At 44.4% G+C, this 12,864-nt stretch carries 12 protein-coding genes; 6 read left to right on the top strand and 6 right to left on the bottom strand.

Features of this window, described 5'->3' with window-relative positions; translation table 11 throughout:
- Positions 1-29: 29 nt before the first annotated feature.
- The gene (locus PPIS_RS13580) at positions 30-1,073 is read right to left on the bottom strand and encodes a polysaccharide deacetylase family protein (RefSeq protein WP_010378460.1); all 1,044 of its coding nucleotides are present in this window, start codon (positions 1,071-1,073) and stop codon (positions 30-32) included.
- Here PPIS_RS13580 and dinF point away from each other — a divergent pair.
- Positions 1,038-2,369, top strand: coding sequence for an MATE family efflux transporter DinF (gene dinF, locus PPIS_RS13575; protein WP_145957343.1), 1,332 nt, complete (start codon positions 1,038-1,040; stop codon positions 2,367-2,369). The genes PPIS_RS13580 and dinF overlap by 36 nt on opposite strands.
- Before the next feature lie 10 nt (positions 2,370-2,379).
- Here dinF and PPIS_RS13570 read toward each other — a convergent pair whose 3' ends face one another.
- Positions 2,380-2,658, bottom strand: a complete 279-nt coding sequence (locus PPIS_RS13570; RefSeq protein WP_010378465.1) for a hypothetical protein — start codon at positions 2,656-2,658, stop codon at positions 2,380-2,382.
- Positions 2,658-3,233: a Fe-S biogenesis protein NfuA gene (gene nfuA, locus PPIS_RS13565; RefSeq protein ID WP_010378467.1), complete on the bottom strand. Its 576-nt coding sequence runs from the start codon at positions 3,231-3,233 to the stop codon at positions 2,658-2,660. The genes PPIS_RS13570 and nfuA overlap by 1 nt, the downstream gene beginning before the upstream one ends.
- Before the next feature lie 145 nt (positions 3,234-3,378).
- Between nfuA and PPIS_RS13560 the strand changes: the two genes are divergently transcribed.
- Complete coding sequence (locus PPIS_RS13560; protein WP_010378469.1) at positions 3,379-5,904, top strand: M14 family metallopeptidase; 2,526 nt, start codon at positions 3,379-3,381, stop codon at positions 5,902-5,904.
- Positions 5,905-5,968: 64 nt separating this feature from the next.
- Here the strand turns inward: PPIS_RS13560 and PPIS_RS13555 are convergent, their stop codons facing one another.
- Positions 5,969-6,640 (bottom strand): ComF family protein, encoded by a 672-nt coding sequence (locus tag PPIS_RS13555; RefSeq protein WP_010378471.1) that lies wholly within the window; start codon positions 6,638-6,640, stop codon positions 5,969-5,971.
- Positions 6,641-6,697: 57 nt separating this feature from the next.
- Between PPIS_RS13555 and bioH the strand changes: the two genes are divergently transcribed.
- From bioH to PPIS_RS13540, 3 genes are all read left to right on the top strand, one after another.
- The gene (gene bioH / locus PPIS_RS13550) at positions 6,698-7,429 is read left to right on the top strand and encodes a pimeloyl-ACP methyl ester esterase BioH (RefSeq protein ID WP_010378473.1); all 732 of its coding nucleotides are present in this window, start codon (positions 6,698-6,700) and stop codon (positions 7,427-7,429) included.
- A gap of 104 nt (positions 7,430-7,533) precedes the next feature.
- The gene (locus PPIS_RS13545; RefSeq protein WP_010378475.1) at positions 7,534-7,842 is read left to right on the top strand and encodes a hypothetical protein; all 309 of its coding nucleotides are present in this window, start codon (positions 7,534-7,536) and stop codon (positions 7,840-7,842) included.
- Entirely contained in the window at positions 7,842-8,726 is an 885-nt protein-coding gene (locus PPIS_RS13540; protein ID WP_010378477.1) for a putative metalloprotease CJM1_0395 family protein, read from the top strand. The genes PPIS_RS13545 and PPIS_RS13540 overlap by 1 nt, the downstream gene beginning before the upstream one ends.
- Before the next feature lie 317 nt (positions 8,727-9,043).
- On the opposite strand, the gene PPIS_RS13535 is transcribed toward PPIS_RS13540, so the two are convergent.
- Both PPIS_RS13535 and greB read right to left on the bottom strand, forming a co-directional pair.
- Positions 9,044-11,356: a Tex family protein gene (locus PPIS_RS13535; protein WP_010378478.1), complete on the bottom strand. Its 2,313-nt coding sequence runs from the start codon at positions 11,354-11,356 to the stop codon at positions 9,044-9,046.
- An 83-nt stretch (positions 11,357-11,439) separates the two neighbouring features.
- Positions 11,440-11,925, bottom strand: a complete 486-nt coding sequence (gene greB, locus PPIS_RS13530; protein WP_010378480.1) for a transcription elongation factor GreB — start codon at positions 11,923-11,925, stop codon at positions 11,440-11,442.
- 214 nt (positions 11,926-12,139) lie between these two features.
- Between greB and ompR the strand changes: the two genes are divergently transcribed.
- Positions 12,140-12,859, top strand: coding sequence for an osmolarity response regulator transcription factor OmpR (gene ompR / locus PPIS_RS13525; protein WP_010378483.1), 720 nt, complete (start codon positions 12,140-12,142; stop codon positions 12,857-12,859).
- Positions 12,860-12,864 lie beyond the last annotated feature (5 nt).

The raw sequence follows: 12,864 nt of genomic DNA, 5'->3' as shown, positions 1-12,864 counted from the left end.
AAGAGCTAATTTGCTCCTACCCAAAGCTGTCATTTTTCAATAACCCAAGGTTGTGAAAACCAATAATATCGTCCTGTGTCTTTGATTGAAGGTGCCGTACAGTTATATCGAGACCGTCCTATGGATAGTGCTTTCGGGGTTTGGATACGTACGCTGGTTTCTGATAGCCACGTCAGCTCAGCTTGTCCAACACCTGAAACGTAGCATGCAAATTGACTCTGATGAAAATCCTTATTGTTAAAATGCAACGTGATTGCTGGGGTTTTATTGTTCGTAACGCTATCAAGGTAATCTAATTTTTGTAGAGAGAACGCTTTGGTCTCGAGCTTAGTTTTTAATGTTTCTAAGTTGCTGTAGTTTCCTGATGCGGGAAAGCGAGCGATACGTGTAAAATCTGAAGAAACACCAACCGCACCAGAGTGTTGGCCAATACCAATAAGTCCAAGCTCTGCTACTAGCTTTTGCAATTCATGGTTAAACTCACCGTAAGGGTATGCGAGGTAGGGGTAATCGTGGCCAATTTCTTCTTTAATACGCTGTTGTGACCATGTGATATCGTGCTCAACACGTGCACGCCACTGCGCCGCTGTTTCATTTTTTAGTTTGAGGTGGAGGTAATCGTGCTTAGCACTATGATTTGCGATAATAGCCCCGCGTTTTGCTAATGACCTCAGTTCATCCCACGTCATGACATAGCTTTTCTTTTCGTCAATAAGTTGAGGGTTGACGAAAATAGTATAGGGAAAGCCAAAAGATTCCAGGATCGGGGCCGCCGCAGTGATATTATTTTCATAGCCATCATCAAAGGTGATAGCTAACGTCTTTTCTGGTAGAGACTTACCCGACTTTAGGCTATCTAACAATTGTGGTAAAGGTATCACCGAAAAACCATGTTCTTTAATGTGGTTAAGATGAGATTTAAAGGTTTCTTCACTCACGCTGGTGACCGCTGGGAGTTTCTCACTCACGTGATGATACTGTAAGATAACCGCACCCCAACTATTTGCTGAGAATAGGGCCAAACCAAAAATAATATGTTGTATCAATTTCTTAAATGCCATAAAGCGCAACATCTGAGCCTCTTACTACTTGCAGGTCCGATGATACTATCAAATATTACGGTGCCACTGTTAGGATTAGTCGATACAGCAGTCATTGGTCATATGGGGGATGCGCATTTTTTGGCTGGGATAGCGCTAGGCTCTAGCGCTATCTCGGTACTATTTTGGCTTGCAAGTTTTCTGCGAATGAGTACTACAGGAGTGATCGCTCAATCAAGCGGCCAGCAAGACCATGACAAGCTAGCACGTTCACTATTTACCAGCATGCTCATTGCGCTGCTCTTTGCCGTGAGTTTGATTCTATTATCTCCTCTGCTGGTCCAAGTTATTGCTCAACTTTCAAATGCTTCTAGTGAAGTATTTGAGCAAGCAAAATTATATTTTCAAATCCGTGTATTTAGCGCGCCTGCAGCAATGTTAAATCTTGTGTTGCTGGGCTTTATGCTTGGAATGCATTACGGGCGAGGGCCATTCTATCTGGTGTTGTTCACGAACATAGTGAATATAGCTTTGGATATTTTATTTGTTGTCGGATTTGAGTGGGGAGTAGCAGGCGCAGCTTGGGCTTCACTGATTGCAGACTATTCGGCATTAGGCTTATCTTTGTTTTTGAGCGCATTGGTCGCAAAGCGCTACGGTATTTCGTTGAAATTCACTCTACCAAAGCGCGCGCAGTGGCTCAGTTTACTCACCTTGAATCGTGATATTTTTATTCGTTCCTTGATCTTACAACTCTGCTTTAGTTTTATGACTTTCTATGGCGCAAGACTTGGTGAGATCACGCTAGCGGCCAATGCTGTCTTACTGAATTTTTTGATGTTAGTTAGCTTTGCGATGGACGGTATCGCTTATGCTGCCGAGGCAAAGGTCGGCAGAGCAAAAGGACAAGGCTCGTTGGGGCAATTGCAATTATGGGTAAAAGTAAGCCTGTTTTGGGGGGCTGCATTTGCGCTTTTATACAGCGCTATTTTTTATCTAGCTGGTGGCTGGATCATTAACTTATTAACCAATATCCCCGAAGTGATAACGTTGGCAGGTACTTATTTACCTTGGTTGGTGCTATTACCTTTGATTGCCATGAGTTGCTTTTTGTTTGACGGCATCTTTGTTGGGCTTACTCGTGCTAAAGAAATGCGAAATAGCATGTTAGTTTCTGCGGTATTCGGTTTCTTCTTGCCTTTTTTGATTGCCTTGCCACTCGGTAATCATGCGCTCTGGCTTGCGATGAGTTGTTTTATGGGGTTGCGTGGATTGACCTTGGCATATAAATATCATCTGCTCGCTCGAGAAGCTACTTTACTCGAATAATGGGGCTGTGTTAAGCAAATGGGTCGTTATCTTTTAGGGCTTGGCGGCGTTTTTCTCTGGCTTCTATCACTTGAGAAAAGCGATTAGCAAAAATACCAATATAACCGTAAAAGGCACAGCATAAACCAGGAAGTAAAAGCACTAAACCTGCGATTTGAAAGCGATGATCTTGATAATAACCCAGCGCGATAAAAGCACCCGCGAGTAACACAATAACAAGGCCAAAAAGGAAGAACTTGAGACTTCGCTTAGGGTGAGACCCTAAGCGATAAATGAGGGGTTTGCTCATTAATAGTAAGAGTGTTCGCCGCGCGCGTGCTCCGTGATGTCACGTACGCCGTTGATTTCTTCAAACTTAGCGATCATCTCTTTTTCGATGCCTTCTTTCAATGTGACATCAATCATTGAGCAGCCGTTACAACCACCGCCGAATTGAAGTACAGCAATACCATCTGCGGTAATTTCTACTAGACTAACTTGACCACCGTGATTGGCCAGTTGTGGATTTACTTCTGTCACTAGCATGTGCTCTACGCGCTCAGCTAGGCTCGCATCATCACGTAATCGTTTAGCTTTGGCATTTGGTGCCTTAAGCGTCAACTGACTCCCCATTTTATCGGTAACGAAGTCGATATCGGCTTCTTCTAAAAATGGTGCGCTTTCTTCATCAACGATGGCTTCAAAACCATTAAACGGTAAGCGGATATCGCTTTGTTCAACGGCATCTGCTGGGCAATATGACACGCCACACTCAGCTTGAGAGGTGCCTGGATTAACCACGAAAACTCTAATATTAGTGCCTTCAGCCTGATCGGCTAATAGTTTCGCGAAATGGCTTTGGGCAGAATCTGAAATATGGATCATAATTCGCTCTATACTTGACTAAATTACTCGGTTAATACGTATCATAATCTCCTCGTCGTGTTGTCGCTAGTGTTCGGCGTAAAAATTTGGCAATCGGCGGTGCGCTTGTTAGCTTGAAAAGTAATCGGAATTAAAGGACATTATCATGCGGTTAATAAGCTGTATTATCGTGCTGTTGAGCTTTAGCTTGCAGGCCAAGCCCATTGCCTATTATTTTGGCGATGAAGTAAAATTTGATCCCACAATAACTACGCCAAAACAAGCGTTTGGATATGAAGTTGGGCAGTGGCATTTGCGCCACGATCAAATCGTTAATTATCTACATACCCTTGCAAGTGAAAGCCCAAGGCTGAGTGTCGAAACAATCGGATTTAGCCATGAGCGACGTCCTTTATTACTCCCAAAAGCGAGCTCGCCACAAAACCAACAAAACTTGGCGCGTATTCAGCAAGACCATATTGCTTCATTGAGCAGTAGTCAAAACCGTTCAGACCAGCCAGTTGTTATGTGGATGGGCTATAGCGTACACGGTAATGAGTCTTCAGGCAGCAATGCAGCGGTACTTATGGCATATTATTTAGCTGCGGCGCAGGGCGAGTCTGTTACACAGCTTCTTGATAATGCGGTGATATTGTTAGATCCAGCCTTGAACCCTGATGGCTTATCACGCTTTGCTACATGGGCAAACGCCAATAAGAGCATGTCTCTATCAACTGATCCTGCACATCGCGAGCATAATGAGTCTTGGCCTTCTAGTCGTACTAACCATTATTGGTTTGACCTCAATCGTGACTGGTTACTACTACAACATCCTGAGTCAAAAGCACGGATCAAAGCATTCCACCGTTGGAAACCTAACGTACTGACCGATTTTCATGAAATGGGCCCAAATAGTACGTATTTTTTTCAACCTGGGATCCCATCAAGGACTCACCCAATTACCCCATTACAAAACGTAGCGCTAACCAACGAGATTGGTAAGTTTCATGCCAAAGCCCTTGATGCGCAAGGGGAGTTATATTTTACTCAAGAGAGCTTTGATGACTTTTATTATGGCAAAGGTTCTACGTACCCCGACGTAAATGGTGCGGTTGGCATTTTGTTTGAACAAGCAAGTAGTCGAGGGCATGCACAAGAAACTCAGTATGGCGTGTTGAGCTTTCCTGAAACGATTAAAAATCAGGTTACGACGAGTCTCTCGACATTTCAAGCCAGCACGACACATAGACGCGCTTTACTTGACTATCAGCAGCAGTTTTATCAACAAGCGAATGAGCTTGCGAGTAAAGATGAAATCAACGGTTACGTTGTTGCACGGGGAAAGGATAATTACCGTTTTCAAGCGTTTGTGGATTTATTGAAACAGCATCAGATAGAGGTGAAATATCTCTCAAAAACCAAAGAGGTGGATAACACTGAATATCAGCAAGGGGATTTATACATTCCGCTAGCCCAGCCGCAATATCGCTTGATAAAAGCACTATTTAGCACACAGACGCATTTTAAGGACAACACTTTCTACGATGTTTCAGGTTGGACGATGCCGTACGCTTATGATTTAGATTTTGCCGCAGTAAAAAGTGGCTGGGGTTTAAAGCTTCAAGGTGAATCGAGCACTGAATCAAATATATTGGCTCCCGTTGCAGGAAGTTATGCCTACACCATAGAATGGCATCATTACCTAGCGCCACAATTAGCAAATCGCCTCTTACAGGCTGGAGTGAAAGTGGCAGCTGCAATGTCACCATTTTCAGCATCAACCACCTCAGGCTCTCATGACTTTCAGGCCGGTACATTGGTGATAGCAAGTGGTATTCAACAGCAAGCGGACTGGTTTACTGAGCTTGAAACAATCGCCAGAGAGCTTTCACTTCCAGTATATAGTGTGACTACAGGCATGACACGAAGTGGCGTCGATTTTGGGTCAAGACAAATGCTGCAGCTGCAAAAGCCAGAAGTCCTCATCATAGGTGGTGCGGGTGTAAGTCAATATGAAGCGGGTGAGCTTTGGTATCATTTGGATAGGCATTTAAAACTTGCTCCGTCGATTGTGGAAAAGCAGCATATCGAGAAACTCGATCTTACACGCTACACCCACATTTTATTGGCTGATGGTAAATATGGAGATTTAAGTGACAAGAGCAAAGCTAAGCTCTTGAGCTGGGTCGCTAAAGGCGGTGTGATTTGGGGGCAAAAGCGTGGTGCGCAGTGGCTAATCGAACAGCAGCTACTAGACGCTGAAATGGTTTCAAGCAAAGAAATGCGAGCCCAGTTTGACAGCAAAAATCTCACCTTTGCAGATCAAGATAGCCTGTCGGCAAAACAGCGGATTGCCGGCGCGATTTTTGATGCGCGTTTGGATTTAAGCCATCCTTTGTCTTTTGGCTTTGAGAACCGGGAATTGCCTGTCTTTAAAAATAGCACTTGGGTGATGCATCGTAATAATAAGCCATTTATCGAGTCGTTGACGTATACTAAAAAGCCTTTATTGGCAGGGTATGCTGATAATATTAACGTTGAACAGATCGCTGGTTCCTCTGTCTTGATAGCGTCAACGTCTGGACGTGGGGTGGCTGTAGGAATGACTGACAATCCTGTATTTCGTGGCTTTAGGTTCGGTTCTAGCCGACTGCTAAATAACGCGTTGTTCTTTGCACACGGCATAAGATAAGGTCCAGAACATTTAGCAAGTTGATTGATATCTGTTCTAGCTATATCAATCAAATAATACGCTTTTAAGCGTCGAATGGTGTGAGGCTGATAGCCATCGCCCACACCATTTTTGCCCCATTTTGTTTACACACTTTTGCCGCTGCATTCATGGTCGCACCCGTTGTGATCACATCCTCAAGTAATACTATATTTTTTCCTTCAACAGATTGGTTGAGCACAAAGGCATTGTTTAAGTTACGTTTTCGTTTAGCTTTGGTCAGCTCCGATTGTGGCTTGGTGTGTTTTGCTCTTTTGAGTATTGTCTGGCTGAGTGGTAGCCCTTGCCAAATCTGCTCAACTTGATTGTAACCTCGTCGGATTAACCGTCTTCGGTGTAGTGGCATACAACAAACAAGGTCTACGGGGAAAGCATCCTCTTCACTGAAGCGCTGCCATAGTGTTTGAGCCAGCAGGTTCAAGGCACATTGATACGCTTTGCTATGGTTAAACTTTACTCCTTGCAACCATGTGTTTATAGGCGTACGGTACCAACTCGCCACGGTTAACCCATCGCAGTCTTCAAGGCTAACCATGCGTTGGATATTGGGGTAATTAAGTAAATTTATCTCTTTATCCATAAAGTCTAAACAGGCGTGTAAGCAGTATGAACAAAGCAAGGTTTCTGTTGTGCTTTGTTCACAGCATACACAAGGCTGACACCACTTTTTAGGTAATAACCGATTAAGTTGGATCATTGCTTTCCATCCCGGGTTAGCTATCATGGCGTCAAGTTTGGTATAGAGAACAGATAAATGCAAAATGAAGTTGTGCTGCTCCATGGTTGGGGGATGAACAAAGCGGTGTGGCAGTTATGCGAGGAAGCTTTAGCACCTACAACACCAATTAAAGCGGTAAACCTTCCTGGGTTTGGTGGTACACCAAGCGCGGAGGGCGATTATTCTCTTGAGCGTAACGCTTTACTTATTGCTGAGCAGCTGATGCCACAAAGCGTATTGATAGGCTGGTCTTTGGGGGGCTTATTTGCATTGTATTTAGCTGCTCATTTTCCAGACAAAGTTAGCAAGGTTATTTTGGTCGCTTCAACGCCATTTTTTTGTGAGCAAGCTGATTGGCCCGGAATAGCCCCTAAGGTGCTAAACAACTTTGAGACTCAACTGCAAACCAATAGCGCAAAGACGATAGAAAGATTTTTAGCTATTCAAGCGATGGGCAGTGAATATGCCAGAGAAGACATCAAACAACTCAAAGCGCTACTAGGCACACTGCCGGAAGCGGAGGCGAAAGCACTAGCTGGTGGACTGGAGATATTGAAATCGCAGGACTTACGTGATGAATTTTCACGGCTGCAACTCCCCACAATAGGCATATTCGGCCGTTTAGATTCTCTTGTTCCACAAACGGCTGTAGAAAAAATGCAGGTACTCAATCCAAATTTTAAGGCTCATACGCTTGCAAAGGCCTCTCATGCGCCTTTTATCTCTCATAAAGAAGCTTTTTTATCACTCCTTAAATCAATTATTTAGAAATTTAGAATAATAAAGCGGCAAAAAATTGCCGCTTTTACTTTTCTTTGTTGATATTTTGCGCAATAATTAGTCAGTAAGAAAAGGTTTATCTAGGTGCGAATATGCCAATAGGTGATGTGTTAAATAATGGAATTGACGGTTATAACCGCGCTGCTCAGGGGATTGCCCAAGCAAGTGCTGATATTAACCGCGCTGCCATCGATCAACAAAGTGATTCTGAACGTGCATCTGGGCGGCAGTTGCAGGGTGCCAGTGCCGGTGAAGCTGTGACGGCTCCAGTGAGCGAAACCCCAAGCTTGACCGAATCAGTGGTAGCCTTAAAAGTTGAAGAGTTTAACGCGAAAGCCAATGTGCAAACTATTCGCACTGCAGATGAAGTGCTAGGTACGTTGATTGATATTAAAGTGTAATGAACATAGTAACGCCACCACCGGCGATGAATTTAAACACTGCCAACGTGTACACCGAAACGGTTGTACGCGATAATCAGCTGCGTGAAGCGATCCCAAAACCTGCACCAACTAATCCCTCATTTACTGAAAACCGCAACCTTTCCGATTCTGAAAAAGGCCGCTCTTCTAACGTAGACGATGCAAAAGTTTACGGTTCTGATGGTAAAACAGAGCAAAGCAAAACCATTCAAGGCAAAGAGGAAGGTGAAAAAGGCGAAGGCCAAGAAAAAGAAAAGAATGAACAAGAGCAGCAACAAACAGAGCAAGATGAGCAGGTCGTTCAAGAATTAAAATCTCGAGATAGAGAAGTAAGATTACATGAGCAGGCTCATGCCAGGGTAGGCGGGCAATATGCCGGATCACCGAGTTACGAATATCAGCGCGGTCCTGATGGCAATAACTACGCTATTGGCGGCGAGGTGATGATCGACGTTGCGCCGCTTGAAGGTGACCCACAGGGCACAATTGAAAAAATGCAAACGGTGAGAGCGGCAGCGTTAGCACCTGCAGAACCATCGGGCGCTGATAGGGCCATCGCAGCAGATGCTACTCAAAAACTCTCGGCGGCGCAGGCTGAGTTGGCAAAAGCTTCTATTAGTGGTGAAGAACAAATTGATAGCAAGCGGGTGCAAAATATTCAAACTCGTCGCTTGAGTGGTGAGCAGGCAAAAGCAGAGAGTGAAGAAGAGCAAGCCAAGCTGAAGCAGGATGCAGATCCTTACGCTGTCGCGATGCCAATTGAAGCTGATCCTGAAATCCAAGCAAGATCGCTCAGGATCTCAAACTTTTATCAACATGTAGCGATGCCTAATCAACCCGCATCGCTATCAGTGCAAATTTAACCGTAGGTATTGGCCTTCTCCTCCGCGGGTCATTGCAGTGAAAACGAGTTAAAACCCCCGACAAACGAAAAGCGCGACCAAGGCCGCGCTTTTCTTTGTTCATTGCATTGTTGAACCTGAACTCGGGATAACAACTCGTTCTCTAGCAGCTGTTATCCCTTACTACTGCGTTAAATTTGTTTGCAATAGGCCAGCTATTGACGCACAAATTTGCCTTGTATTAAGAAATAACTCCTAGCTAGAGCGATATTACGCTTTTGAACTTAGTGAGTTTAGTGGATTAACTTACTTCTTATCCCAAGTTCAGGTTATTGAGATTACTTCTTCAGCTTTGCGAAGGCTTCTGCAAACGCATTACCCATCGCAGCGTTACCTGCATCTCGTGACTTTGGCTTAGAAGACTTAGGCGCCGGTTTTCCTTTGTGCGGCTTAGCGTTTTGTTTTTGCGCTGGAGCTTGAGATATTTCATCGTTTAAGCGCATGGTAAAGCTAATGCGTTTACGAGGCACATCAACCTCAATCACTTTGACCTTAACGATATCTCCCGCTTTAACGACTTCACGCGGATCGGAAATAAACTTATCCGTGAGTGCTGAAATGTGAACAAGTCCATCTTGATGTACACCTACATCCACAAAAGCCCCAAAATTGGCAACATTAGAGACCACACCTTCTAAAATCATACCGACTTTAAGATCTGTGATTGTCTCAACACCAGCTTTAAACTGCGCCGTTTTAAATTCTGGGCGAGGATCTCGGCCTGGCTTATCTAATTCTTTGATAATATCAGTGACCGTTGGTACCCCAAACTTATCATCTACATAGTCGTTTGCCACAAGGCCATTCAAGACTTCGCGATTACCGATAAGGGTATTCACTTCTAGATTTTGTTTTTTACAAATCGCTTTGACAACCGGGTAAGCTTCTGGGTGCACTGCTGATGCATCCAGTGGATCGTCGCCATTGGCGATACGTAAGAAACCAGCTGCTTGTTCAAATGCTTTAGGTCCTAATCGCTCAACTTTTTTAAGCGCTTTGCGATCCGTGAAAGAGCCATTTTCGTCGCGGTATTTTACGATGTTGCTGGCTAATGTTTTATTCAAACCCGAGACGCGCGTTAATAATGGTATCGATGCCGTATTCACATCTACACCTACTGAGTTTACGCAGTCTTCGACCACAGCCGTTAGTGTTTGTCCTAACTGGCTTTGAGAAACATCATGCTGATATTGGCCAACACCGATTGATTTAGGTTCGATTTTCACAAGCTCTGCTAACGGATCTTGTAATCTTCTTGCGATAGAAACTGCACCACGTAGAGATACATCAAGATCTGGAAATTCGTTTGCGGCAAATTCAGAGGCTGAGTACACCGATGCGCCAGCTTCACTCACCATGATTTTGTTGAGCTTTAATTCGGTAGCACTTTTTAGCAGTTCTGCGGCCAGTTTGTCGGTTTCGCGAGACGCGGTTCCGTTACCGATAGCAATAAGCTCAACTTTGTATTGGCGGCACATTTGCTCTAGTGTCTTCAGCGACTTATCCCACTGGTTTTGAGGGGCATGAGGGTGGATAGTACTGGTTGCAATCAGTTTGCCTGTGGCATCGACAATAGCGACTTTACACCCGGTACGTAATCCCAGATCGATACCCATTGTCACTTTTGCACCAGCAGGCGCAGCCATCAGCAGATCTTTTAGGTTTTTCGCAAAAACTTCGATAGCGTCTAGCTCTGACTTTTCACGCATTGACCCTAAGAATTCATTTTCCAAGTGCAGGGCGATTTTAATTTTCCATGCCCACTGGACCACTCCCATTAACCAATCACTGGCAGCTTTACCAGAGACAGCTAGGCGGTAATGATCGGCAATGATCTGTGCACAAAACTGAGCTGGGTCCTCTGCGCTTGGTTCCGGGTTGATAGATAACTGCAAAAAGCCTTCGTTACGGGCTCTTAGCATCGCCAGCGCGCGGTGTGATGGAATTTTATTTAGCAGCTCATTATGTTCAAAGTAGTCACGGTATTTGCTTCCAGCTTCTTCTTTACCGGCAATGACTCTTGCTTCGATTTGCGCGTTGTCTTTAAGGTGTGCACGGAGTTTAGCAAGTAGCTTTGCGTCTTCTGCAAAACGCTCCATGAGAATAAACTTAGCGCCATCTAAAGCCGCTTTGCTGTCTGCAACGCCTTTGCTTTCATCAATGAAAGGAGTCGCTTGTTGCTCTGGGTCCAACGTTGGATCTGCAAATAAAGCGTCAGCTAAGGCTTCTAAACCTGCTTCTATCGCGATTTGGCCTTTTGTTCTGCGCTTTGGTTTGTATGGGAGATATAAATCTTCGAGTACGGTTTTGCTGTCGGCGGCTTGTATTTCTGCATTTAACTCAGCAGTGAGTTTACCCTGCCCATCGATGGTTTTTAAAATAAACTCGCGACGTTCATCGAGCTCTCGTAAGTAACCTAACCTTTGCTCAAGCAAGCGCAGTTGAGTGTCATCTAAGCCACCCGTTACCTCTTTACGGTAACGTGCAATAAATGGAACGGTTGCCCCTTCGTCTAGCAAACTAATAGCAGCATTAACTTGCTGTTCTCTGGCGTTAAGCTCCGTTGCTAAACGTTGTGTGATATTGCTCATGCAAAATCCTTATACTCTTCTTAATCGGTCTTTGTTGCCTAGATTATATTCACCTCAGGCAAACAAAATTTAGCTCAATGTTATCATTGTTCGGTGTTTCTGCGATATTCGATTTGGTTGATATACCAAAGTCTTCGGCCGTGCGGTGTGGTGACCGTAATTTCATCATCGACCTGTTTGCTTAGTAAGGCCCTAGCCATTGGCGCATCAATGGAGATGTAGTCATTGCGTTCATATATTTCATCAGGTCCAACAATACGAAATGCACGAACCTCGCCTTCTTCGCTTTCCACTTCTACCCAAGCGCCAAAAAATACTTTACCTTCTTGTTCGGGGCTGTATTCCACGACTTTTAGTTCGGGCATACGCTTTCGTAAAAAGCGCACCCGTCTATCTATTTGCCTTAATAAACGTTTATTGAAGGTGTAGTCGGCATTTTCGGAGCGATCGCCTAAACTCGCTGCCCAATTCACAATTTTGGTGATCTCTGGGCGCTTTTCAAACCACAGGTGATCATGTTCTTGCTGCAGTTGGCGGTATCCTTCGGGCGTGATCAAATTCGTTTTCATGTTTCTCAGGTGTTTTGGGTTAAACCCTTGTAATGTTCGGTAACAATCTAGTATCAATGTATGGTGTCGAAAAGCACCAAATTCAATTATATTTAAGCATAATAATATCATGGTCCATTATCGCCATGAGCGTTAAATGAACAGGATGATGATTTGTGCACGAAATGTCGCAGATCAGCAAGCTTTAGTAAATTAATAAATAGAAGAAATATAAATGGGAAATGAAACCACCAAAGTGCTCGTAGTTGACGACGATATGCGTTTGCGCAGTCTTTTAGAGCGTTATCTCGTAGAGCAGGGATTTATCGTCCGCAGTGCAGCCAATTCTGAACAAATGGACAGACTACTTGAACGCGAAAACTTTCACTTGATGGTGTTAGACTTGATGCTTCCTGGAGAAGATGGTCTTTCCATCTGTCGTCGTTTAAGACAAAAAGAGAATGAGATCCCAATTGTCATGTTGACGGCGAAAGGTGATGAAGTTGACCGTATTATTGGTCTTGAGCTTGGCGCGGATGATTACATTCCAAAACCTTTCAACCCAAGAGAACTGTTGGCGCGAATAAAAGCCATTCTTCGTCGTCGTGCCAAAGAAGTACCAGGTGCGCCTGCTGCAGAAGAAAATGAAGTGAGCTTTGGTAACTTTACCCTTAATTTAGCGACGCGAGAGATGCAACATGGGGAAGCGACGATTTCACTTACCTCAGGTGAGTTTGCGGTACTTAAAGCACTGGTGAGTCACCCTCGAGAGCCGCTTAGTCGAGATAAGTTAATGAACCTTGCTAGAGGGCGTGATTATAGCGCACTTGAGCGTAGCATTGACGTTCAGGTTTCGCGCTTGCGTCGTATGATTGAAGATGACGCCTCTAATCCTCGCTATATACAAACGGTGTGGGGTCTTGGATACGTATTTGTGCCTGACGGCGTGAAGTAGCCAGC

Source organism: Pseudoalteromonas piscicida (assembly GCF_000238315.3).
In the GTDB taxonomy this organism is placed as follows: Bacteria; Pseudomonadota; Gammaproteobacteria; order Enterobacterales; family Alteromonadaceae; genus Pseudoalteromonas; species Pseudoalteromonas piscicida.
The sequence above is the reverse complement of the archived record's forward strand: the minus strand, read 5'-3'. Positions and strand labels throughout refer to the sequence as shown.

Bases quoted from the DNA above. Each gene is read 5' to 3' on its own strand.
- PPIS_RS13580 (WP_010378460.1), bottom strand. From the start codon at position 1,073: ATGTTGCGCTTTATGGCATTTAAGAAATTGATACAACATATTATTTTT.
- PPIS_RS13570 (WP_010378465.1), bottom strand. From the start codon at position 2,658: ATGAGCAAACCCCTCATTTATCGCTTAGGGTCTCACCCTAAGCGAAGT.
- nfuA (WP_010378467.1), bottom strand. From the start codon at position 3,233: ATGATCCATATTTCAGATTCTGCCCAAAGCCATTTCGCGAAACTATTA.
- PPIS_RS13560 (WP_010378469.1), top strand. From the start codon at position 3,379: ATGCGGTTAATAAGCTGTATTATCGTGCTGTTGAGCTTTAGCTTGCAG.
- PPIS_RS13555 (WP_010378471.1), bottom strand. From the start codon at position 6,640: ATGATCCAACTTAATCGGTTATTACCTAAAAAGTGGTGTCAGCCTTGT.
- bioH (WP_010378473.1), top strand. From the start codon at position 6,698: ATGCAAAATGAAGTTGTGCTGCTCCATGGTTGGGGGATGAACAAAGCG.
- PPIS_RS13545 (WP_010378475.1), top strand. From the start codon at position 7,534: ATGCCAATAGGTGATGTGTTAAATAATGGAATTGACGGTTATAACCGC.
- PPIS_RS13540 (WP_010378477.1), top strand. From the start codon at position 7,842: ATGAACATAGTAACGCCACCACCGGCGATGAATTTAAACACTGCCAAC.
- PPIS_RS13535 (WP_010378478.1), bottom strand. From the start codon at position 11,356: ATGAGCAATATCACACAACGTTTAGCAACGGAGCTTAACGCCAGAGAA.
- greB (WP_010378480.1), bottom strand. From the start codon at position 11,925: ATGAAAACGAATTTGATCACGCCCGAAGGATACCGCCAACTGCAGCAA.
- ompR (WP_010378483.1), top strand. From the start codon at position 12,140: ATGGGAAATGAAACCACCAAAGTGCTCGTAGTTGACGACGATATGCGT.